This window comes from Nocardioides lacusdianchii, assembly GCF_020102855.1.
In the GTDB taxonomy this organism is placed as follows: domain Bacteria; phylum Actinomycetota; class Actinomycetes; order Propionibacteriales; family Nocardioidaceae; genus Nocardioides; species Nocardioides lacusdianchii.
This window is the reverse complement of sequence record NZ_JADHZD010000007.1, coordinates 86443-105175: the sequence shown is the minus strand read 5'-3', so window position 1 is coordinate 105175 and position 18733 is coordinate 86443. Positions and strand designations below refer to the sequence as shown.

Genomic DNA, 18733 nt, shown 5'->3' with positions numbered 1-18733 from the left:
GTCGGTGCGTCGGTGCGCCTGTGTCGGCGTCCACCACTGCGTGGGCGCATTCTGCCGTGCCCGCCGGCAAGCACCACAATGGCTCGCGTGACACCGCCCCCCGACCAAGCATCAGTCTGGAACCACGACGGCGAGACGCGAGAGGTCTGGCCGGGTCGCAACTACCCCCTGGGCGCGACGTGGTCCCACGACGCGACCAACTTCGCCGTCTACGCCCCCAGCGCCGAGCGGCTGTGGGTGTGCGTCTTCGACGACGACGACGTCGAGACGCGGCACCTGCTCACCGAGCACTCGCTCGGCGTGTGGCACGGCGCGGTGCCCGGAGTCGCGCCCGGCACGCGCTACGGCTACCGCGCCCACGGTCCGTGGGACCCCGACGCCGGCCTGCGGTTCAACGCCGCCAAGCTGCTGCTCGACCCCTACGCCAAGGCGGTCTCGGGCGACCTCGTGGCCGACGACGCGATCTTCGGCTACGTGCCGGGCGACCCCGACACCATCAGCGACCTCGACTCAGCGGCGTACGTGCCCCGCAGCGTGGTGGTCTACGACGACTTCCAGTGGGGTGCCGACACCTCGCCGCGGCGGCGCTGGCGCGACACCGTGATCTACGAGATGCACGTCAAGGGGATGACGGCGCTGCACGACCGGGTGCCCGAGGAGCTGCGCGGGACGTACGCCGGCCTCGCCACGCCCGCGGTCACCGACTATCTCCGCGACCTGGGCGTCACGGCAGTCGAGCTGCTGCCGGTGCACCAGTTCTTCTCCGAGCCGGCCCTGGCCGAGCGCGGGCTGGTGAACTACTGGGGCTACAACTCGCTCGGCTTCTTCGCCCCCCACAACGCCTACGCGCACGCGGGTGACCGCGGCCAGCAGGTGACCGAGTTCAAGCAGATGGTGAAGGCCTTCCACGAGGCGGGCCTCGAGGTCATCCTCGACGTCGTCTACAACCACACCGCCGAGGCGGGGCCGCTCGGGCCGACGCTGAGCTTCCGCGGGCTGGACGACCTGGGCTATTACCAGCGCGTCGTGACACCCGAGCCGGCGCCGGGCGAGGACCCGATGCCCGACACCTACTGGGACGTGACCGGCTGCGGCAACACCGTCGACGCCACCCACACCCAGAGCCTGAGGATGATCCTCGACTCGCTGCGCTACTGGGTCAACGAGATGCACGTCGACGGCTTCCGCTTCGACCTGATGAGCGCGCTGACCCGCACCAACCAGGTCGTCGACCTCGGCAGCCACTTGATCACCGCGATCGGCCAGGACCCGGTGCTGCGCCACGTGAAGCTCGTCGCCGAGCCGTGGGACGCCTCGATGGACGGCTACCGCGTCGGTCGCTTCCCCCCTCCGTGGATCGAGTGGAACGACCAGTTCCGCGACACCGTGCGGGACTTCTGGCGCGGCCACTCCGCCGGCGTACGCACTGTGGCGACCCGGCTGGCCGGCTCGAGCGACCTGTACGCCGACGACGGCCGCTCGCCCTACGCGTCGGTCAACTTCGTGACCGCGCACGACGGCTTCACGCTGCGCGACCTGGTGTCGTACAACGACAAGCACAACGAGGCCAACGGCGAGGACAACCGCGACGGCACCGACAACAACCGGTCGTGGAACTGCGGTGTCGAGGGCGAGACCGACGACGCCGAGGTCATCGCGATGCGACGGCGCCAGGCAGCCAACCTCATGGCCACCCTCTGCTTCTCGAGCGGCGTGCCGATGCTCACCGCCGGCGACGAGCGGGGTCGCACGCAGGGCGGCAACAACAACGCCTACGGCCAGGACAACGAGACGTCGTGGATCGACTGGCGCCCCGACGACGCGTGGCTCGACCTCTACGAGATCACCAAGACCGCGTTGCGGCTGCGCCGCGAGCACCCGGTCCTGCGCCAGCGCCACTGGTTCGAGGGCCGGCCCACCATCCGCGGCGGCATCAAGGACCTCGTCTGGGTCCACCCCAGCGGCCGCGAGATGGCGACCGACGACTGGAACGACGACTCGGTCCGCACGGTCGGGATGTTCCTCAACGGCGCACCCCTGCGCTACCCCGGACCGCGTGGGGAGCAGGTCCGGGACAAGTCGTTCATGATCTGGCTCAACGCCGGGGCCGACGACGTGGAGCTCGCCCTCCCGGACAACCAGTGGGTCCACCACGGCGAGGTGGTGCTCTCGACCAACGCCGAGGTCGCCGTGGGCACGCCGGTCGTGGCGGGCACCTCGATGCTGCTGCAGGCGCGCTCGGTGCTGGTGATGCGCCAGACGTGACCGGTCTCGACGGATTGGTCCCACCGCGCCGACCTGCGAGAATGGGGCCATGGCCAGCAGCGTTCCCGCACGTCGGCAGGAGAAGGGTCGAGGTCACCTCCTCGACATGAATGCCCCACGTCGCGTCGTGGCGGACCCCGAGAAGGACGCCCGCGACCTCGCCCGCGTGCAGAAGTGGGTCATGTCGACGCTGGCCGTCACCACGATCCTGCACCTCGTGGTCGGCCTGGTGGTCGCCGCGGTCATGCTCGACGACGCACCGGACAGCTCGAAGATCGGGCTCAACGTCATCGCCGGGATCTTCGGCGCGATCGCCGTCGCGACGGGTCTTGCGATCCACGGCCGTCGCATCCTCTCGCCGTGGCTGCTGCTCGGCGTCGTGCCGACCGCGATCGGCCTCCTGCTGACCTTCGGCTGACCGTTCCCGCGCAGGGCTACAGTCGTCCTATGGGAGCCACCGAGGACACGACCGGCCAGCGCTTCTCGACGCTCCCCGCCGGCGTGGCCGTCGAGGACACCATCGCGAGCGTCGACACCAGCCGCTTCCCCGACCCCGACGACGTACGCAGCGTCGACCAGCACAGCGCACTGCGCGACGACTGACCCGTCCCCGCCCGCGGTCGGACGGACCCAACGGTCCGGAGCCTGCTCGCGGGACGCTCGCGAGCGCGTTCCGGCCAGCCGTTCGGTCCGTCCGGCGGCGCGTCAGAGGCCGAGGACCTGCACCGCGGCCAGGTAGGAGCCGCGCGTGCCCTCGGGGTCGTGGAGCGAGACGTCCAGATCCGCCGCACGTGCGCGTACGGCGGCGCCCGGGTCGAGCGAGGTGAGGTCGGCGGCGAGGGCGGAGACCGCGAGCGCGCGGTCGTGCGCGTCGAGGTGGTCGAGGGCCAGGCTGTTGTGGAGCACCTGCGCCGCCTCTGCCATCAGCTCGCGGGCCAGGCCGGGATCGACGTCCGGCCGGGTGCCGACCGAGTCCGCGGCGGCCAGGAACGGCGTGAGGAGGTCGGGCGGCGGGGTCGAGGACATGGTCCGATCCTCGCGACGCCGGCGCGCGGCGGCAAGGGCCGCACCGGCGCACGCGCTAGGGGCTGACCCGCTCCGTGAGGATGCGGAGGGTCGCCTGCAGGTCGGCGAAGTCCTCGACGCTCAGCGCGAGCGCGTCCTTCATGTCGCAGTGGATGCGCTCCGCGTGGCTGCGCAGCCGCTCACCCTTGGCGGTGAGCGACACGACCACGAAGCGCTCGTCCTCGTGGTGGCGGTGCCGTGCGACGAACCCGGCGACCTCCATCCGCCGCAGCAGCGGCGTGAGCGTCCCGTGGTCGAGGCGGAGGGCCTCCGCGATGTCACGGACCGCTCGCTCGTCCCGCTCCCAGAGCACGATCAGCACGAGGTACTGCGGGTACGTCAGGCCCAGCTCGGTGAGAGCCGGGCGGTAGGCGGCCGTGACTGCCCGCGACGCGGCGTAGAGGTCGAAGCACAGCTGGTCCGACAACGGAGGGGCGTCGATCTCGGTCACTGGGACATCATGCACCCCGGAGGCGCTACCTTGTGCACAAGATCATTGGACACAAGGTGTCAAGAAATCCCTGGGGAGGGAGTTCGATCGTGGTGAACGTCCTGGAGCAGAGGCTCATGGAGGCGGGCCGTGGCGACCACGCGGCCGCCGCAGCGGTGTACGACGACGTCGCCGAGGTGGTCTACGGCCTCACCCTGCGCATGACGGGCGACCCGGAGCGCGCGCAGGCCCTCGCGCTCGAGGCGGTGCTCGCCGTCATCCGGACAGCGGCCCTCTTCGACCCCACGCAGGGGTCGGCCCGCAGCTGGATCGTGGGCGTGGCCCACCGCCACGCCGCCCGGAGCCGCAGGTCGGAGCGGACGCCGCGACAGGCGGGCACGCCGGAGCCGGTCGCCGGCCTCTCGGCGTTGTCGGGAGCCGACGCACGCGCCGTGGAGCTCTCCTGGTTCGGCGCGCGCACCTACGACGACGTCGCACAGCACACCGGCGAGTCGCCCGACCAGGTCCTCACGCGTCTGAGGAGCGCGCTCCTGGACCTCGGGAGCGACCCCGCCGCACCGGAGCCGCGGCGCTCGAGCTGAGCGCCACGGCTCCCGGTGTCAGACGGGCGTCACGCCGGCGTCAGGCCGGCTCGGCCACCAGGCCGAGCTCGGCCACGGAGGCCAGCGACTCGTTGCGCGGGACGGCGCGCACCGTGTAGCCGAACGGACCGGACCGGTCCAGCGAGACCGCGGCGTCGAAGCGGTGGCGGTTGCCGTCGTAGGACTCCCCCACCAGCATCGGCGTCACGGTGGTCGCGGTGAGCACGTCGTCCGCGCCGATGCGGCCGTGCACGACCTGGACCTCGACGTCGTCGGCCGACAGCGAGCCGAGCGCCACCCAGGCGCGTACGGCGAGGGTCGCGCCGACCTCGGCCTGGTCGCCCACGCCCTCGGAGTCGACGTGCTCGACACGCACGCCGTGCCACGCCTCGCGGACGGTCTGCTTCCAGCCCGACAGGGTGCGGGCACCGGCGTAGTCGGAGTTGAGAGAGCGCGCGGTGTGCGCGGCAGGTGCGTAGAGCTCGCGGACGTAGTCGCGCACCTGGCGGGTGGCGAGCACCTTCGGGCCGAGCGACTTCAGCGTGTGGCGCACCATCTCGAGCCACCGCGGCGGGACGCCCTCGTGGTTGGTCTCGTAGAAGCGCGGCACGACGTCCGTCTCGAGCAGGTCGTAGAGCGCGTGCGCCTCGAGGTCGTCACGACGGTCGGCGTCGTCGATGCCGTCGGCGGACGGGATCGCCCAGCCGTTGTTGCCGTCGTACCACTCGTCCCACCAGCCGTCGAGGATCGAGAGGTTGAGGCCACCGTTGAGCGCGGCCTTCATGCCCGACGTGCCGCAGGCCTCGTAGGGGCGCAGCGGGTTGTTGAGCCACACGTCGCAGCCGGGGTAGAGCGGCTGCGCCATCGCGATGTCGTAGTTGGGCAGGAAGGCGATGCGATGGCGGATTTCCGGGTCGTCGGCGAAGCGCACCATCTCCTGGATGAGCCGCTTGCCGGTCTCGTCGGCCGGGTGCGCCTTGCCGGCGATGACCAGCTGGATCGGGCGCTCGGGGTCGAGGAGCAGCTTCTTCAGGCGGGCCGGGTCGCGCAGCATCAGCGTGAGCCGCTTGTACGTCGGAACGCGGCGCGCGAAGCCGATGGTCAGCACGTCGGGGTCGAGCGCGGTGTCGATCCACGTCGTCTCGGCAGGGGCGAACCCGCGCTTGGCCGCCGAGCGGCGCATCCGGTCGCGGGCGTCCTCGATGAAGCGGGTGCGCAGCGTGCGCTTGAGGTCCCAGATCTCGCGGTCGCCGAACTGGTCGATCATCGGCCACAGCGCGTCGGTGTCGTCGCCGTCGATGTCGGCGCCGCGGCTCGCGGCGAGCTCGATGACCTCGCGCGCGATCCAGGTCGGGCCGTGCACGCCGTTGGTGATCGACGTGATCGGCACCTCGGCCTCGTCGAAGGCCGGCCAGAGGCCGTTGAACATCCCGCGCGACACGTGCCCGTGCAGCATCGAGACACCGTTGGCGCGCTGGGCGAGGCGGAAGCCCATCACCGCCATGTTGAAGACGCCGGCGTCGCCGCCGTCGTAGTCCTCGGCGCCGAGGGCGAGCACGCGGTCGACCGGGACGCCCGGCGTGGGCGAGCTGCCGCCGAAGTACTGCGAGACCAGCTCGCGGGGGAAGCGGTCGATGCCCGCGGGGACCGGCGTGTGGGTCGTGAAGACCGTGCCGGCGCGCGAGACCTCGAGCGCGGTGTCGAAGTCGAGGTGCGGACCGTCCTCGCCCACGGTGAGCTCGCGGATCCGCTCGATGCCGAGGAAGCCGGCGTGGCCCTCGTTGGCGTGGAAGACCTCTGGGGCCGGTGCGCCGGTGATGCGCGACCAGACGCGGAGGGCCCGTACGCCGCCGACGCCGAGCAGAAGCTCCTGGCGCAGGCGGTGCTCGGAGTTGCCGCCGTAGAGGCGGTCGGTGACGTCGCGGTAGTGGGCGCTGTTGTCCTCGATGTCGGTGTCGAGGAGCAGCAGCGGCACGCGGCCGACCTGCGCCACCAGGATCCGCGCGACGAGGTCCGGGCCGTCGGGCAGCGCGATCGAGACCGTCGCGCGGGTGCCGTCGGCCTCCCGCAGCTGGGTCAGCGGCAGCTCGTCGGGGTCGAGGACGGGGTAGCTCTCCTGCTGCCAGCCGTCGCGGTCCAGCGCCTGCTTGAAGTAGCCGTGGCGGTAGAACAGGCCGACACCGACCAGCGGGATGCCGAGGTCGGAGGACGCCTTCAGGTGGTCGCCGGCCAGGATGCCGAGACCGCCGGAGTACTGCGGCAGCACGGAGGCGATGCCGTACTCGGACGAGAAGTAGGCGATGGCGCGCGGGGCGTCCTCGCCGGCCTTGCGGGCGTACCAGCGGTCCTCGGAGAGGTACCGCTGGAGGTCCGCGTGGGCGGCGTCGAGCCGGGCGCGGAAGTCGCCGTCGTCGACGAGCTCGTCGAGCCGCTCGCGGCTCACCGCCCCCAGGAACCGGACCGGGTCGCCGGCCACGTCGCGCCACAGCTGTGGGTCGACGGACGCGAAGACGTCCTGGGTCGGGGGGTGCCACGACCAGCGCAGGTTGCCCGCGAGGACGGACAGGGCGCCGAGGGGCTCGGGAAGGACAGGACGGACGGTGAATCGTCTGAACGCTCGCACGGTCCAGCACGCTAGAGCATTTCTTGGATCGATCCAAGAGCCGCGCCGCGAGCCCCTTGCAACTCGCGGGAGTCAAAGGGGTGAGACCACTTCCCTCCCGGCTTGCGCCCGTGACCCAACGTTCGCAAGTGTGGGGGCATGGTTGGACGCATACCCGTGATGGATGTATCCCCCGTCGTCGACCTCGGTCGGCAGTCGGCGAAGGCGACGGTCGGCGAACCGATGCCGGTCCGGGCGACCGTGTTCCGCGAGGGGCACGACCAGCTCGCGGCCGAGGTCGTGGCCACCGACCCGGCGGGAGGACGTCGCGCCCCCGTGCGGATGGTCCCCGACGGAGCAGCCCCCAACCGCTACGTCGCCCACGTCACCCCCGACACCGAGGGCGAGTGGACCTTCGAGATCCACTCCTGGTCCGACCCGGTGGCCACCTGGCAGCACGACGCCGGCATCAAGATCCCCGCCGGGGTCGACGTCGAGCTGATGTTCACCGAGGCCCGGCTCCTGCTCGAGCGGGTCGCCGCCGGCACCGGCACCGACAAGCTGGACAGCGCGTCCGCCGCCCTCGTGAAGGGTGCGATCGCCGCCGCGAGCGACCAGGAACGCCCCGTCGGTGCGCGCCTCGCGGCCCTGCAGGACCCCGAGCTGGACGCCGTCCTGCTCGCCCACCCGCTGCGCGAGCTGACCTCGGTGACGGGCCCGTTCCGCTTCCGTGCCGACCGCGTCCGCGCGCTCTTCGGCAGCTGGTACGAGTTCTTCCCCCGCTCCGAGGGCGCCACCCGCGACCCGAAGACCGGCAAGGTCGTCTCCGGCACCTTCCGCACCGCTGCGAAGCGCCTCGACCGCGTCGCGGAGATGGGCTTCGACGTCCTCTACCTCCCGCCCATCCACCCGATCGGCGAGCTCAACCGCAAGGGACCCAACAACACCCTCACGCCCGGCCCCGACGACCCCGGTTCGCCGTGGGCGATCGGCAGCAAGGACGGCGGGCACGACGCCATCCACCCCGAGCTGGGCACGTTCGAGGACTTCGACGCCTTCGTCGCCCGGGCCGGTGAGCTCGGGCTCGAGGTCGCCCTCGACCTCGCCCTCCAGGCCGCGCCCGACCACCCGTGGGTCACCACGCACCCGCAGTTCTTCACCACGCGCGCCGACGGCACGATCGCCTACGCCGAGAACCCGCCGAAGAAGTACCAGGACATCTACCCGATCAACTTCGACAACGACCCCAGCGGCATCTGCCGCGAGGTGCTGCGGATCGTGAAGCTGTGGATCTCCCACGGCGTGCGGATCTTCCGCGTCGACAACCCGCACACCAAGCCGCTGGCCTTCTGGGAGTGGCTGCTCGCCGAGGTGCGGCGTACGGACCCCGACGTCATCTTCCTGTCCGAGGCCTTCACGAAGCCGGCGATGATGCACGGCCTGGGCGCCGTGGGCTACCACCAGAGCTACACCTACTTCACCTGGCGCACCGGCAAGCGCGAGATCGAGGAGTACCTCGTCGAGGTCTCGCGCGAGTCCGACCACCTGATGCGCCCGAACTTCTTCGTCAACACCCCCGACATCCTCCACGCCTACCTGCAGTACGGCGGCCCGGCGGCGTTCAAGGTCCGTGCGGCCCTCGCCGCGACCGGGTCGCCGAGCTGGGGCGTCTACGCCGGCTACGAGCTGTTCGAGCACGTCGCGGTCAAGCCCGGGTCGGAGGAGTACCTCGACTCGGAGAAGTTCCAGATCCGCATCCGCGACTGGGAGCAGCGCGACGCCGAGGGCACCACCCTCGCGCCGTACCTCACCCGCCTCAACGAGATCCGGCGCCAGCACCCGGCACTGCAGCTGCTGCGCAACATCACGATCCACGAGAGCGAGGACGACTCGGTCCTGGTCTTCTCCAAGCGCCACACGACGCCCGACGGGCACGACGACGTGGTCCTGGTGGTCATCAACCTCGACCCCCATGGCACGCGGGAGACCATGGTCCACCTCGACATGCCCGCGCTCGGGCTCGAGTGGCACGAGTCGTTCAACGCCCACGACGAGATCACCGGCGCCGACTGGGGCTGGAGCCGCCACAACTACGTCCGCCTCGATCCCGGACACGAGCCCGCGCACGTCATCAGCGTCAGGAGGAACCGTTGACCGAGCACCACACGCCAGCCCATCCCACGTCGGCCCAGATGCCGACGGACGCGGGGGCCGCCACGGCGGTGCTCAACGCGGAGCCGGACTGGTTCCGCACGGCCGTCTTCTACGAGGTGCTCGTCCGCTCGTTCCGCGACTCCAACGGCGACGGCACGGGTGACTTCAAGGGCCTGATCGAGAAGCTCGACTACCTCGAGTGGCTCGGCGTCGACTGCCTGTGGGTGCCGCCGTTCTTCACCTCGCCGCTGCGCGACGGCGGCTACGACGTGGCCGACTACAACAACATCCTCCCCGAGTGCGGCACGGTCGAGGACTTCCACGAGTTCCTCGACGCCTGCCACCAGCGCGGCATCCGCGTGATCATCGACTTCGTCATGAACCACACGAGCGACGCGCACCCGTGGTTCCAGGCCAGCCGCAGCGACCCCGAGGGCCCCTACGGGGACTTCTACGTCTGGTCCGACACCGACGAGCTCTACCAGGACGCCCGGGTGATCTTCGTCGACACCGAGCCGTCGAACTGGACGTGGGACCCGGTGCGCCAGCAGTACTTCTGGCACCGGTTCTTCCACCACCAGCCCGACCTCAACTTCGACAACCCCAAGGTCCACGACGCGATGCTGGACGCGATGGCGTTCTGGCTCGACATGGGCCTCGACGGCTTCCGCCTCGACGCCGTGCCCTACCTCTACGAGCGCCCCGGCACCAATGGCGAGAACCTGCCCGAGACGCACGACTTCCTGAAGAAGTGCCGCCGCTTCGTCGACGAGAACTACCCCGGGCGCGTGCTGCTCTGCGAGGCCAACCAGTGGCCTGCCGACGTCGTGGAGTACTTCGGCCCCGAGCAGACCGAGGACGGCCGCTGGGTCGGCACCGAGTGCCACATGGCGTTCCACTTCCCGGTGATGCCGCGCATCTTCATGGCGGTGCGCCGCGAGTCGCGCTTCCCGATCTCGGAGATCCTCGAGCAGACCCCGTCGATCCCCGACGGCTGCCAGTGGGGCATCTTCCTGCGCAACCACGACGAGCTCACGCTGGAGATGGTCACCGACGAGGACCGCGACTACATGTGGTCCGAGTACGCCCACGACCCGCGGATGAAGGCCAACATCGGCATCCGCCGACGGCTGGCGCCGCTGCTCGACAACGACGTCAACCGCATGGAGCTCTTCACCGCGATCCTGCTGTCGCTGCCCGGCTCGCCCGTCCTCTACTACGGCGACGAGATCGGCATGGGCGACAACATCTGGCTCGGCGACCGCGACGGCGTGCGTACGCCGATGCAGTGGACGCCCGACCGCAACGCGGGCTTCTCCAACGCCACGCCCGGCAAGCTCCACCTGCCGGCGATCCAGGACCCGGTCTACGGCTACCAGTCGGTCAACGTCGAGGCGCAGCTGGAGAACACCTCCTCGCTGCTGCACTGGACCCGGCGCCTCGTGCACGCACGGCGCCGCCACCCGGCCTTCGGCCTCGGCGACTTCGTCGACCTCGGCGGCTCGAACCCGAGCGTGCTGTCCTACATCCGCGAGCACGAGGGCGACGACGGGCGCGACGTGATCCTGTGCGTCAACAACCTCTCGCGCTTCCCGCAGCCGGTCGAGCTCGACCTGCGCCGCTGGGAGGGCATGGTGCCCGTCGAGCTGCTCGGCGGGGTGCCGTTCCCGGCCATCGGCGAGCTGCCCTACCTGCTGACGCTCGGCGGCTACGGCTTCCTGTGGCTGCGACTGACGGATCCGACCGGCTCGGGGGTGGAGCAGTGAGTGACGAGAGCAGGGCGCACGACCTGACGACGTGGATCGGCGAGGCCCGCTGGTTCGGCGGCAAGGGCCGCGAGTGGTCGCTGGCCGGCGTACGCCGTGTCGGTGAGCTGCCCGACGCCCCGCCCGGGCTGCGGGTCTCGATCGACCTCGCCGAGGTGGCCTACCGCTCCGAGCGGGGCGGGGAGAGCGAGCTCTACCAGCTCCCGCTGGCCTTCTACTCCGAGCCGCAGGAGCGCCTGGCGCACGCGCTGGTCGGCGAGTGGGACGACCCGTCCTTCGGCCACGCCTTCGTCTACGACGCGCTCCACGACCGGGAGTCGATGGCGCTGTGGCTGCGCGCGTTCGCCGCGCCGCCGTCCAGCACCGACCGCGGCCAGCTCGCCTTCCACAGCCTGCCGGGCCACGACCTCGACCTCGAGGCGCACTCGACGCTGTTCTCCGGCGAGCAGTCCAACTCCTCGGTCGCGTTCGGCGAGGACGCGCTGATGAAGGTCTTCCGCAAGGTCACGCCCGGGGTGAACCCCGACGTGGCGATCCACCACGTGCTCACCGAGGCCGGGTCGACGCACGTCGCCTCGCTCTACGGCTGGCTCGACCTCGTGGACGAGGAGACCAACACGACGATCCAGCTCGCGATGCTGCAGCAGTTCCTGCGCACCGCCAGCGACGGCTGGGACCTGGCGCTGGCCAGCGTCCGCAACCTCTTCGCCGAGGCCGACCTGCACGCCGACGAGGTGGGCGGCGACTTCGCGGGCGAGGCCGCTCGTCTGGGCGTGGCGCTGGCCGAGGTCCACGCCGACCTGGCCGAGCACTTCCCCGTCGAGGACCGCGACGCCGCCGCCGTCGACGCCCTCGCCAGCGCCATGGAGGGCCGGCTCGAGGCCGCCCTGGAGGTCGTGCCCGGCCTGGCCGAGCACGAGGCGGGCCTGCGGGCGACGTACGCCCGGCTGCGCGACCTCGACCGCGTCGAGGTCCAGCAGGTCCACGGGGACCTGCACCTGGGCCAGACGCTGCGCACCGCGCGCGGCTGGAAGATCGTCGACTTCGAGGGCGAGCCGGCCAAGCCGCTCGCCGAGCGCCTCAAGCCCGACTCGGTGTGGCGCGACGTCGCGGGGATGATCCGCTCCTTCGACTACGCCCCGCGTGTGGTCGCCCTCACCGGCGGCGGCTACGACGCCGGCGAGAGCGACCAGCGGACCTACCGGGCCGCGGAGTGGTCGGCCCGCAACCGCGAGGCCTTCCTCGCCGCCTACACCGCGCAGCGCGGCGCCGAGGTCGACGCGTCCGCCGGCACGCTGCTCGAGGCCTACCTCGCCGACAAGGCCGTCTACGAGGCCGTGTACGAAGCCCGCAACCGACCGGGATGGCTGTCCATCCCGCTGGCAGCGTTGGGAGAGACGTCATGACCGACCCGAACGGCACCACCCGCACCTACGCCCCCGGAGAGCTCGACCTCCACCTGATCGGCGAGGGCCGCCACGAGGAGCTGTGGAAGGTGCTCGGCGCGCAGGCGACCGACACCGGCACGTCCTTCCGGGTCTGGGCCCCCAACGCGCTCGAGGTCCAGGTGGCCGGTGAGTGGGCCGGCTGGGACGGCGCAGCCCACCCGATGACGAAGCTCGACGGCTCGGGCGTGTGGCACGTCCACGTCGAGGGGGTCGGATCCGGCGCCCAGTACAAGTACCGCCTCCGCGGCGCCGACGGCCAGTGGGGTGACCGCGCCGACCCGCTCGCGCAGTACGCCGAGAAGCCGCCGAGCTCGGCCTCGGTCGTCTGGCGCTCGCAGCACGAGTGGAACGACGACGCCTGGCTGGAGGCGCGCCGCACCAGCCAGCCCGTCGACGAGGCGATGTCGATCTACGAGGTCCACCTCGCGTCGTGGCGCAAGCACTACTCCGGCGAGATCTACACCTGGGACCAGCTGGCCGACGCCCTCGTGCCCTACGTCTCCGACCTCGGCTTCACCCACGTCGAGTTCATGCCGGTCATGCAGCACCCATTCGGCGGCTCGTGGGGCTACCACGTGACCTCTTACTTCGCCCCCGACGCCCGCTTCGGCGACCCCGACGGGCTCAAGCGGCTCATCGACCGGCTCCACCAGGCCGGCGTCGGCGTCATCCTCGACTGGGTGCCCGGCCACTTCGCGACCGACGAGTGGGCCCTGGCGCGCTTCGACGGCACGCCCCTCTACGAGGACCCCAACCCGCAGCGCGGCTGGCACAAGGAGTGGGGCTCGCACATCTTCAACTTCGGGCGCCACGAGGTCCGCAACTTCCTCTACGCCAACGCGGTCTACTGGCTCGAGGAGTACCACGCCGACGGCCTGCGCGTGGACGGCGTCGCCTCGATGATCTACCTCGACTACGCCCGCGAGCACGGCGAGTGGTCGCCCAACGTCCACGGCGGACGCGAGAACCTCGAGGCCGTGCAGTTCCTCCAGGAGATGAACGCCACCGTCTACAAGCGCGTGCCGGGCATCGTCACGATCGCCGAGGAGTCCACTGCGTGGCCGGGCGTCACCGGGCCCACGAGCGACGGCGGTCTGGGCTTCGGCTTCAAGTGGAACATGGGCTGGATGCACGACTCGCTCAACTACGTCTCCCAGGACCCGCTCTACCGCAGCCACCACCACGGCCAGATGACCTTCTCGCTGGTCTACGCCTACGCGGAGAACTACGTCCTGCCGATCAGCCACGACGAGGTCGTGCACGGCAAGGGGTCCCTGCTGCGCAAGATGCCGGGAGACCGCTGGCAGCAGCTGGCCAACCTGCGCGCCTACCTCGCCTACATGTGGGCCCACCCCGGCAAGCAGCTGCTCTTCATGGGTTGCGAGTTCGGCCAGGAGTCCGAGTGGGCCGAGAGCCGCGAGCTCGACTGGTGGCTCCTCGAGCACCCCGAGCACGCCGGCGTGCACGCCATGGTCCGCGACATGAACACGACGTACGCCGCCTCCGGCGCGCTGTGGGGCCGCGACAACGACCCGGCCGGCTTCGCGTGGATCGACGCCAACGACGCAGGGCGCAACACGTTCTCGTTCGTGCGCCGCTCCCCCGGCCACCCCGACCTGGTCTGCGTGGCCAACTTCGCCGGCACCCCGCACGAGGGCTACCGCCTCGGGCTCCCGGACGCCGGGCGGTGGACCGAGGTGCTCAACACCGACGCCGAGTCCTACTCCGGCTCCGGGGTGGGCAACCTCGGCTCGATCACCGCGGTCGCCGGCGAGCACCACGGCCAGCCGGCGTACGCCGACATCGTGGTCCCGCCGCTCGCGACGGTCTGGTTCCGTCGAGACGACACCTGAGGCATCACCGGCGTCGGTCCCGTGCCTGCGTCATACGTTCCCGCATCCATGCGTGCGGGAACGTATGACGCTCAGACGGACCGACGCCCGGCCCGGCACAGGTGGGACCGCTCGCTAGGGTGAGTGGGTGCCCAGCCCGATCACCGTGACGCCCGGCGACGGCGTCGTACGCCTTGCGTGGACCGGCGAGGTCAGCACCGACGAGCTGCGGCGGGAGATCGCCGAGGCGATGACGGAGCAGCCCCGCGTCGAGGCGCTCGTGGACGCCGACGACGCGACGGCGCAGCGGGCCGCGACCTGGGCGGGCCTGCACCGCGAGGGCGTACGACGTGGCGTGGGCCCCGACGGGGAGCCGCGCGACCAGATCGTCTTCGCCCGGCTGGTCACCGACGAGCCCGTCCACGAGCCGGGCGGCTTCCGATCGCTCCTCAACTCCTTCCTCCCCCGCAAGCGCGCCATCTCGCAGATGCTGGTGCGCGACCCCGACGGCCGCGTGCTGCTGTGCCGGCTGACCTACAAGCGCGACTGGGACCTGCCCGGCGGCGTGGTCGAGGTGGGCGAGTCGCCACAGGTGGCCGTTCAGCGCGAGGTCGAGGAGGAGCTCGGGCTCACGATCGAGCCGCGCGGCCTCCTGCTCACCGACTGGCTGCCGCCGTGGGGCGGCTGGGACGACGCCGTCTGCCTCGTCTTCGACGGCGGCACGCTGCCCACCGCAGCCCTGGCCGACGTCGTCATGCAGGAGAGGGAGATCCGTGATGTCCGCTTCTGCACCCTCGAAGAGGTCGACGAGCTCGCTGCGGACTTCACCGCGCGACGCGTCCGGGCCGCGGTCGGCGGCCACGAGCCGTATACGGAGTCCGGTCGCTGAGGCAGGATGCCTGCATGGCTTGGGTCTACGAATTCTCAGAGGGCAGCAAGGACCAGAAGGACCTTCTCGGCGGCAAGGGGGCCAACCTCGCCGAGATGACGAACCTCGGGCTCCCGGTGCCACCGGGCTTCACGATCTCCACCGAGACCTGTCGGGCCTACCTCGCCCTCCAGGAGTCGGGTGAGGGAGGCGAGCCCGACGGGCTCGCCGAGGAGGTCACCGAGCACCTCGAGCGGCTCGAGTCCGCGATGGGCAGGCGTCTGGGCGACGCAGGAGACCCGCTGCTCGTGTCGGTGCGCTCGGGTGCGAAGTTCTCCATGCCCGGGATGATGGAGACGGTCCTCAACGTCGGCCTCAACGACGAGTCGGTCGGCGGCCTCGCCGCACGCAGCTCCGACGAGCGCTTCGCCCTCGACTCCTACCGCCGCCTGCTCCAGATGTTCGGCGGGACGGTGCTGCACGTCGACGGAGAGCTCTTCGCCGATGCCCTCGACGAGGCGAAGCGCGCCCTCGGCACCGAGTCCGACCTCGACCTGGGCGCCGACGACCTCCGCGCACTCGTCGAGCGCTTCAAGGCGATCATCAAGGAGGAGACCGGCAACGACTTCCCCCAGGACCCCCGCGAGCAGATGGACCTCGCGATCCGGGCGGTGTTCGAGTCCTGGAACACCGACCGAGCGCGGCTGTACCGCCGCCAGGAGCGGATCCCCGAGGACCTCGGCACGGCGGTCAACGTGCAGGCGATGGTCTTCGGCAACTTCGGCATGGACTCAGGCTCCGGGGTCGCCTTCACCCGCGACCCGGCCAGCGGCGAGCAGGGCGTCTACGGCGACTACCTGCAGAACGCGCAGGGCGAGGACGTCGTCGCCGGCATCCGCAACACGGTGACGCTCGCCGACATGGCCGAGGTCGACCGCCAGTCCCACGACGACCTGCTCGACATCATGACGCGCCTCGAGCGGCACTACCGCGACATGTGCGACATCGAGTTCACCGTCGAGCGCGGCAAGCTCTGGATGCTGCAGACACGTGTCGGCAAGCGCACCTCCGAGGCGGCGTTCCGCATCGCCGTCCACATGGTCGACGAGGGCCTGATCCAGATGGACGAGGCCGTCCTGCGGGTGACCGGCGACCAGCTCGCCCAGCTGATGTTCCCGCGCTTCGACGTGACCTCGGAGCGCACCCTGCTCGCCAAGGGGATGAACGCCTCCCCGGGTGCGGCCGTCGGCAAGTGCGTCTTCGACTCCGACACCGCCGTGGAGTGGGCGGCACGCGGCGAGGACGTGATCCTGGTGCGCAAGGAGACCAACCCAGACGACCTGCGCGGGATGGTCGCCGCACGCGGCATCCTCACCAGCCGGGGCGGCAAGACCTCGCACGCCGCCGTCGTGGCGCGCGGCATGGGGCGCACGTGCGTGTGCGGCGCCGAGTCGCTCGACGTCGACACCAAGGCCAAGGAGTTCCGCGTCCGCGACGGCGAGACCGTCCGCGAGGGCGACGTGATCTCCATCGACGGCACCACCGGTGAGGTGTTCGCCGGAGCGGTCCCCGTGTCCGACTCGGTCGTCGTACGCCACTTCGAGGGCGAGAAGCTCGACGACGACCTCGCCCACGCGGTCGCGCGGATCATGGCGCACGCCGACGGCGCGCGCCGGCTGCGGGTGCGGACCAACGCCGACACCCCCGAGGACGCCGCCCGCGCCCGTCGTTTCGGCGCCCAGGGCATCGGCCTGTGCCGCACCGAGCACATGTTCCTCGGTGAGCGGCGCGAGCTGGTGGAGAAGCTGATCGTCGCCGAGGACGAGGCCGGCGTCGAGGAGGCGCTGGCCGCGCTCCTGCCGCTGCAGCGCCAGGACTTCACCGAGATCCTCGAGGCGATGGACGGCCTGCCCGTCACCATCCGCCTCCTCGACCCGCCGCTGCACGAGTTCCTGCCCGACCTCACGGACCTGAGCGTCGAGGTGGCCCTGGCCGAAGAGCGCGGCCAGGTCGACGAGCGCGCCGCGACCCTGCTGACCCACGTGCGTCGCCTCCACGAGCAGAACCCGATGCTCGGCCTGCGCGGCGTCCGGCTCGGGATCCAGATCCCCGGCCTGTTCCGGATGCAGGGCCGCGCGATCGCCGAGGCGGCCGCCGACCGGATGGCCGTCCACGGCACGCCCCGACCGGAGATCATGGTCCCGCTGGTGGCCAGCGTGCGCGAGCTCCAGATCGTGCGCGCCGAGCTCGAGCAGCAGGTGGCGGCGGTGGAGGAGGAGCGCGGGATCAAGCTCGACATCGCGATCGGCACGATGATCGAGCTGCCGCGGGCAGCGTTCCTGGCCAACCGGATCGCGAAGTCGGCCGACTTCTTCTCCTTCGGCACCAACGACCTGACCCAGATGGCGTGGGGCTTCTCCCGCGACGACGTCGAGGCCTCGTTCTTCTCGCGCTACTTCGAGCACGGCATCTTCGACGTCTCGCCCTTCGAGTCGCTCGACCAGCTCGGCGTCGGCGGGATGGTGGAGATGGGCACCAAGAAGGGCCGCAAGACCAAGCCCGACCTCAAGGTCGGTGTCTGTGGCGAGCACGGCGGCGACCCGCGCTCGGTCCACTTCTTCGACGAGGTCGGCCTCAACTACGTCTCGTGCTCGCCCTTCCGCGTGCCGGTCGCCCGGCTCGAGGCCGGACGCTCCGTGCTGGGCAAGCGCGACTCAGAAGAGCGCTGAGGCCAGGTTGCGACGACCCGCGAGCACGCGCGGGTCGTCGTTGCCGACCGCGGCGAAGAGACCGAGCAGGTGGTCGCGGGCCCTGGACCGCTCCGGGTCGGCGGTGCGCGCGACCAGGTTCACCAGCCGGGTGAAGGCGTCCTCGACGTGCCCGCCGAGCATGTCGAGGTCCGCGACCATCGTCTGGGCGTCCACGTCGTCGGGGGCGTCGGCAGCCGCCGCGCGCGCCTGGGCCAGGTCGACGCCCTGGGTGCGCTGCATGACCTTGGCGATCGCCAGGCCGCCTGCGGCCTCGACGTCGGCCGGGTTGGCGTCGACGAGCTTCTGGTACTCCGCGACCGCGGCGTCGATGTCACCGGAGGCGAGCGCGTCCTGGGCGGGCGCGTAGCGGGGGTCGACGGCCTCCTCCTCGCCCTCGGCGGCGGGCGCACCTGCGGTGCGGGGCTGGTGACGGCCGGTGATGCCCTGCGTGGTGAGCTGCTGGGCGACCTGGGTCAGCGCGGTGCGCAGCTCCTCGATCGGCAGCGGGTCCTGCAGCAGCGGCATCGGGCGTCCGTCGACGACGGCGACCACGAGCGGGATCGAGGGGATCTGCATGGCCTGCGCGATCTGCGGCGCGGCGTCGATGTCGACGAGGCCGAGCAGGAAGCGGCCCTCGTGCTCGCCCACCACGGTCGCGAGGTCGTCGGCGAGCTGCCCGCTCTCGGGCATCCGGGTGCGGGAGTAGAACGCCAGCAGCACCGGGGCGGTCATCGACTGCTCGAGCATCCCCTGGAAGTTCTGCTCGTCGACGACCACGCTGTACGACGACGCGGCGCCGGTCGGCGTACCGGTCGGGGCGCCGGCGGGAGCGGCGGGCTGCGGGGCGGGCTTGCCCAGCCCGGAGAGGTCGATGGCACCTGGGCGGCTGAACGGCTGCTGCGTCATGGGCACAATCCTAGGGAGAGACGCCACGGGCGGCGGCAGGGGTCG

General features: G+C 71.2%; 14 protein-coding genes. 10 read left to right on the top strand and 4 right to left on the bottom strand.

Translation table 11 applies throughout. From position 1 onward, the window contains the following. The first annotated feature begins 87 nt into the window (after positions 1–87). The 3 genes from glgX to IRX98_RS11965 are packed head-to-tail and all read left to right on the top strand — an operon-like array spanning position 88 to position 2868. A complete protein-coding gene (gene glgX / locus IRX98_RS11975) occupies positions 88–2265 on the top strand; it encodes a glycogen debranching protein GlgX (RefSeq protein ID WP_224277014.1) in 2178 nt (725 codons plus the stop codon). Positions 2266–2314: 49 nt separating this feature from the next. Continuing rightward, positions 2315–2683, top strand: coding sequence for a hypothetical protein (locus tag IRX98_RS11970; RefSeq protein WP_224277012.1), 369 nt, complete (start codon positions 2315–2317; stop codon positions 2681–2683). Between the two features lie 29 nt (positions 2684–2712). Further along, positions 2713–2868: a hypothetical protein gene (locus IRX98_RS11965; protein WP_224277009.1), complete on the top strand. Its 156-nt coding sequence runs from the start codon at positions 2713–2715 to the stop codon at positions 2866–2868. Positions 2869–2970: 102 nt separating this feature from the next. Here IRX98_RS11965 and IRX98_RS11960 read toward each other — a convergent pair whose 3' ends face one another. Beyond that, positions 2971–3291 carry a hypothetical protein gene (locus tag IRX98_RS11960; protein ID WP_224277007.1) on the bottom strand — a complete coding sequence of 107 codons (321 nt, stop codon included), beginning with the start codon at positions 3289–3291 and terminating at the stop codon, positions 2971–2973. A gap of 55 nt (positions 3292–3346) precedes the next feature. Beyond that, on the bottom strand, positions 3347–3781 hold the full coding sequence (locus tag IRX98_RS11955; protein ID WP_224277004.1) for a MarR family winged helix-turn-helix transcriptional regulator: 435 nt from the start codon (positions 3779–3781) through the stop codon (positions 3347–3349). Positions 3782–3870: 89 nt separating this feature from the next. Between IRX98_RS11955 and IRX98_RS11950 the strand changes: the two genes are divergently transcribed. Continuing rightward, positions 3871–4362, top strand: a complete 492-nt coding sequence (locus IRX98_RS11950; protein WP_224277002.1) for a sigma factor — start codon at positions 3871–3873, stop codon at positions 4360–4362. 40 nt (positions 4363–4402) lie between these two features. Here IRX98_RS11950 and glgP read toward each other — a convergent pair whose 3' ends face one another. After that, complete coding sequence (gene glgP, locus IRX98_RS11945; RefSeq protein WP_224277000.1) at positions 4403–6985, bottom strand: alpha-glucan family phosphorylase; 2583 nt, start codon at positions 6983–6985, stop codon at positions 4403–4405. Positions 6986–7123: 138 nt separating this feature from the next. On the opposite strand from glgP, the gene IRX98_RS11940 reads away from it, so the two are divergent. From IRX98_RS11940 to ppdK, 6 genes are all read left to right on the top strand, one after another. Further along, complete coding sequence (locus IRX98_RS11940) at positions 7124–9118, top strand: alpha-1,4-glucan--maltose-1-phosphate maltosyltransferase (protein WP_224276998.1); 1995 nt, start codon at positions 7124–7126, stop codon at positions 9116–9118. A gap of 38 nt (positions 9119–9156) precedes the next feature. Beyond that, positions 9157–10884 carry a maltose alpha-D-glucosyltransferase gene (treS, locus tag IRX98_RS11935; RefSeq protein ID WP_224277235.1) on the top strand — a complete coding sequence of 576 codons (1728 nt, stop codon included), beginning with the start codon at positions 9157–9159 and terminating at the stop codon, positions 10882–10884. Continuing rightward, the gene (locus IRX98_RS11930; protein ID WP_224276996.1) at positions 10881–12290 is read left to right on the top strand and encodes a maltokinase N-terminal cap-like domain-containing protein; all 1410 of its coding nucleotides are present in this window, start codon (positions 10881–10883) and stop codon (positions 12288–12290) included. Before treS ends, IRX98_RS11930 begins: the two co-directional genes overlap by 4 nt. After that, complete coding sequence (glgB, locus tag IRX98_RS11925) at positions 12287–14185, top strand: 1,4-alpha-glucan branching protein GlgB (protein WP_224276994.1); 1899 nt, start codon at positions 12287–12289, stop codon at positions 14183–14185. The genes IRX98_RS11930 and glgB overlap by 4 nt, the downstream gene beginning before the upstream one ends. Before the next feature lie 127 nt (positions 14186–14312). After that, positions 14313–15053, top strand: coding sequence for an NUDIX hydrolase (locus IRX98_RS23100; RefSeq protein WP_224276992.1), 741 nt, complete (start codon positions 14313–14315; stop codon positions 15051–15053). A 14-nt stretch (positions 15054–15067) separates the two neighbouring features. Continuing rightward, the gene (gene ppdK, locus IRX98_RS11915; RefSeq protein WP_224276990.1) at positions 15068–17761 is read left to right on the top strand and encodes a pyruvate, phosphate dikinase; all 2694 of its coding nucleotides are present in this window, start codon (positions 15068–15070) and stop codon (positions 17759–17761) included. Here ppdK and IRX98_RS11910 read toward each other — a convergent pair. Continuing rightward, positions 17747–18688: a tetratricopeptide repeat protein gene (locus IRX98_RS11910; protein WP_224276988.1), complete on the bottom strand. Its 942-nt coding sequence runs from the start codon at positions 18686–18688 to the stop codon at positions 17747–17749. The genes ppdK and IRX98_RS11910 overlap by 15 nt on opposite strands. Positions 18689–18733: the final 45 nt, after the last annotated feature.

Excerpts from the sequence above, each read along its gene's own strand:
- IRX98_RS11970 (WP_224277012.1), top strand. The coding sequence starts at position 2,315 with ATGGCCAGCAGCGTTCCCGCACGTCGGCAGGAGAAGGGTCGAGGTCAC.
- IRX98_RS11965 (WP_224277009.1), top strand. The coding sequence starts at position 2,713 with ATGGGAGCCACCGAGGACACGACCGGCCAGCGCTTCTCGACGCTCCCC.
- IRX98_RS11960 (WP_224277007.1), bottom strand. The coding sequence starts at position 3,291 with ATGTCCTCGACCCCGCCGCCCGACCTCCTCACGCCGTTCCTGGCCGCC.
- IRX98_RS11940 (WP_224276998.1), top strand. The coding sequence starts at position 7,124 with ATGGTTGGACGCATACCCGTGATGGATGTATCCCCCGTCGTCGACCTC.
- treS (WP_224277235.1), top strand. The coding sequence starts at position 9,157 with ATGCCGACGGACGCGGGGGCCGCCACGGCGGTGCTCAACGCGGAGCCG.
- glgB (WP_224276994.1), top strand. The coding sequence starts at position 12,287 with ATGACCGACCCGAACGGCACCACCCGCACCTACGCCCCCGGAGAGCTC.
- ppdK (WP_224276990.1), top strand. The coding sequence starts at position 15,068 with ATGGCTTGGGTCTACGAATTCTCAGAGGGCAGCAAGGACCAGAAGGAC.
- IRX98_RS11910 (WP_224276988.1), bottom strand. The coding sequence starts at position 18,688 with ATGACGCAGCAGCCGTTCAGCCGCCCAGGTGCCATCGACCTCTCCGGG.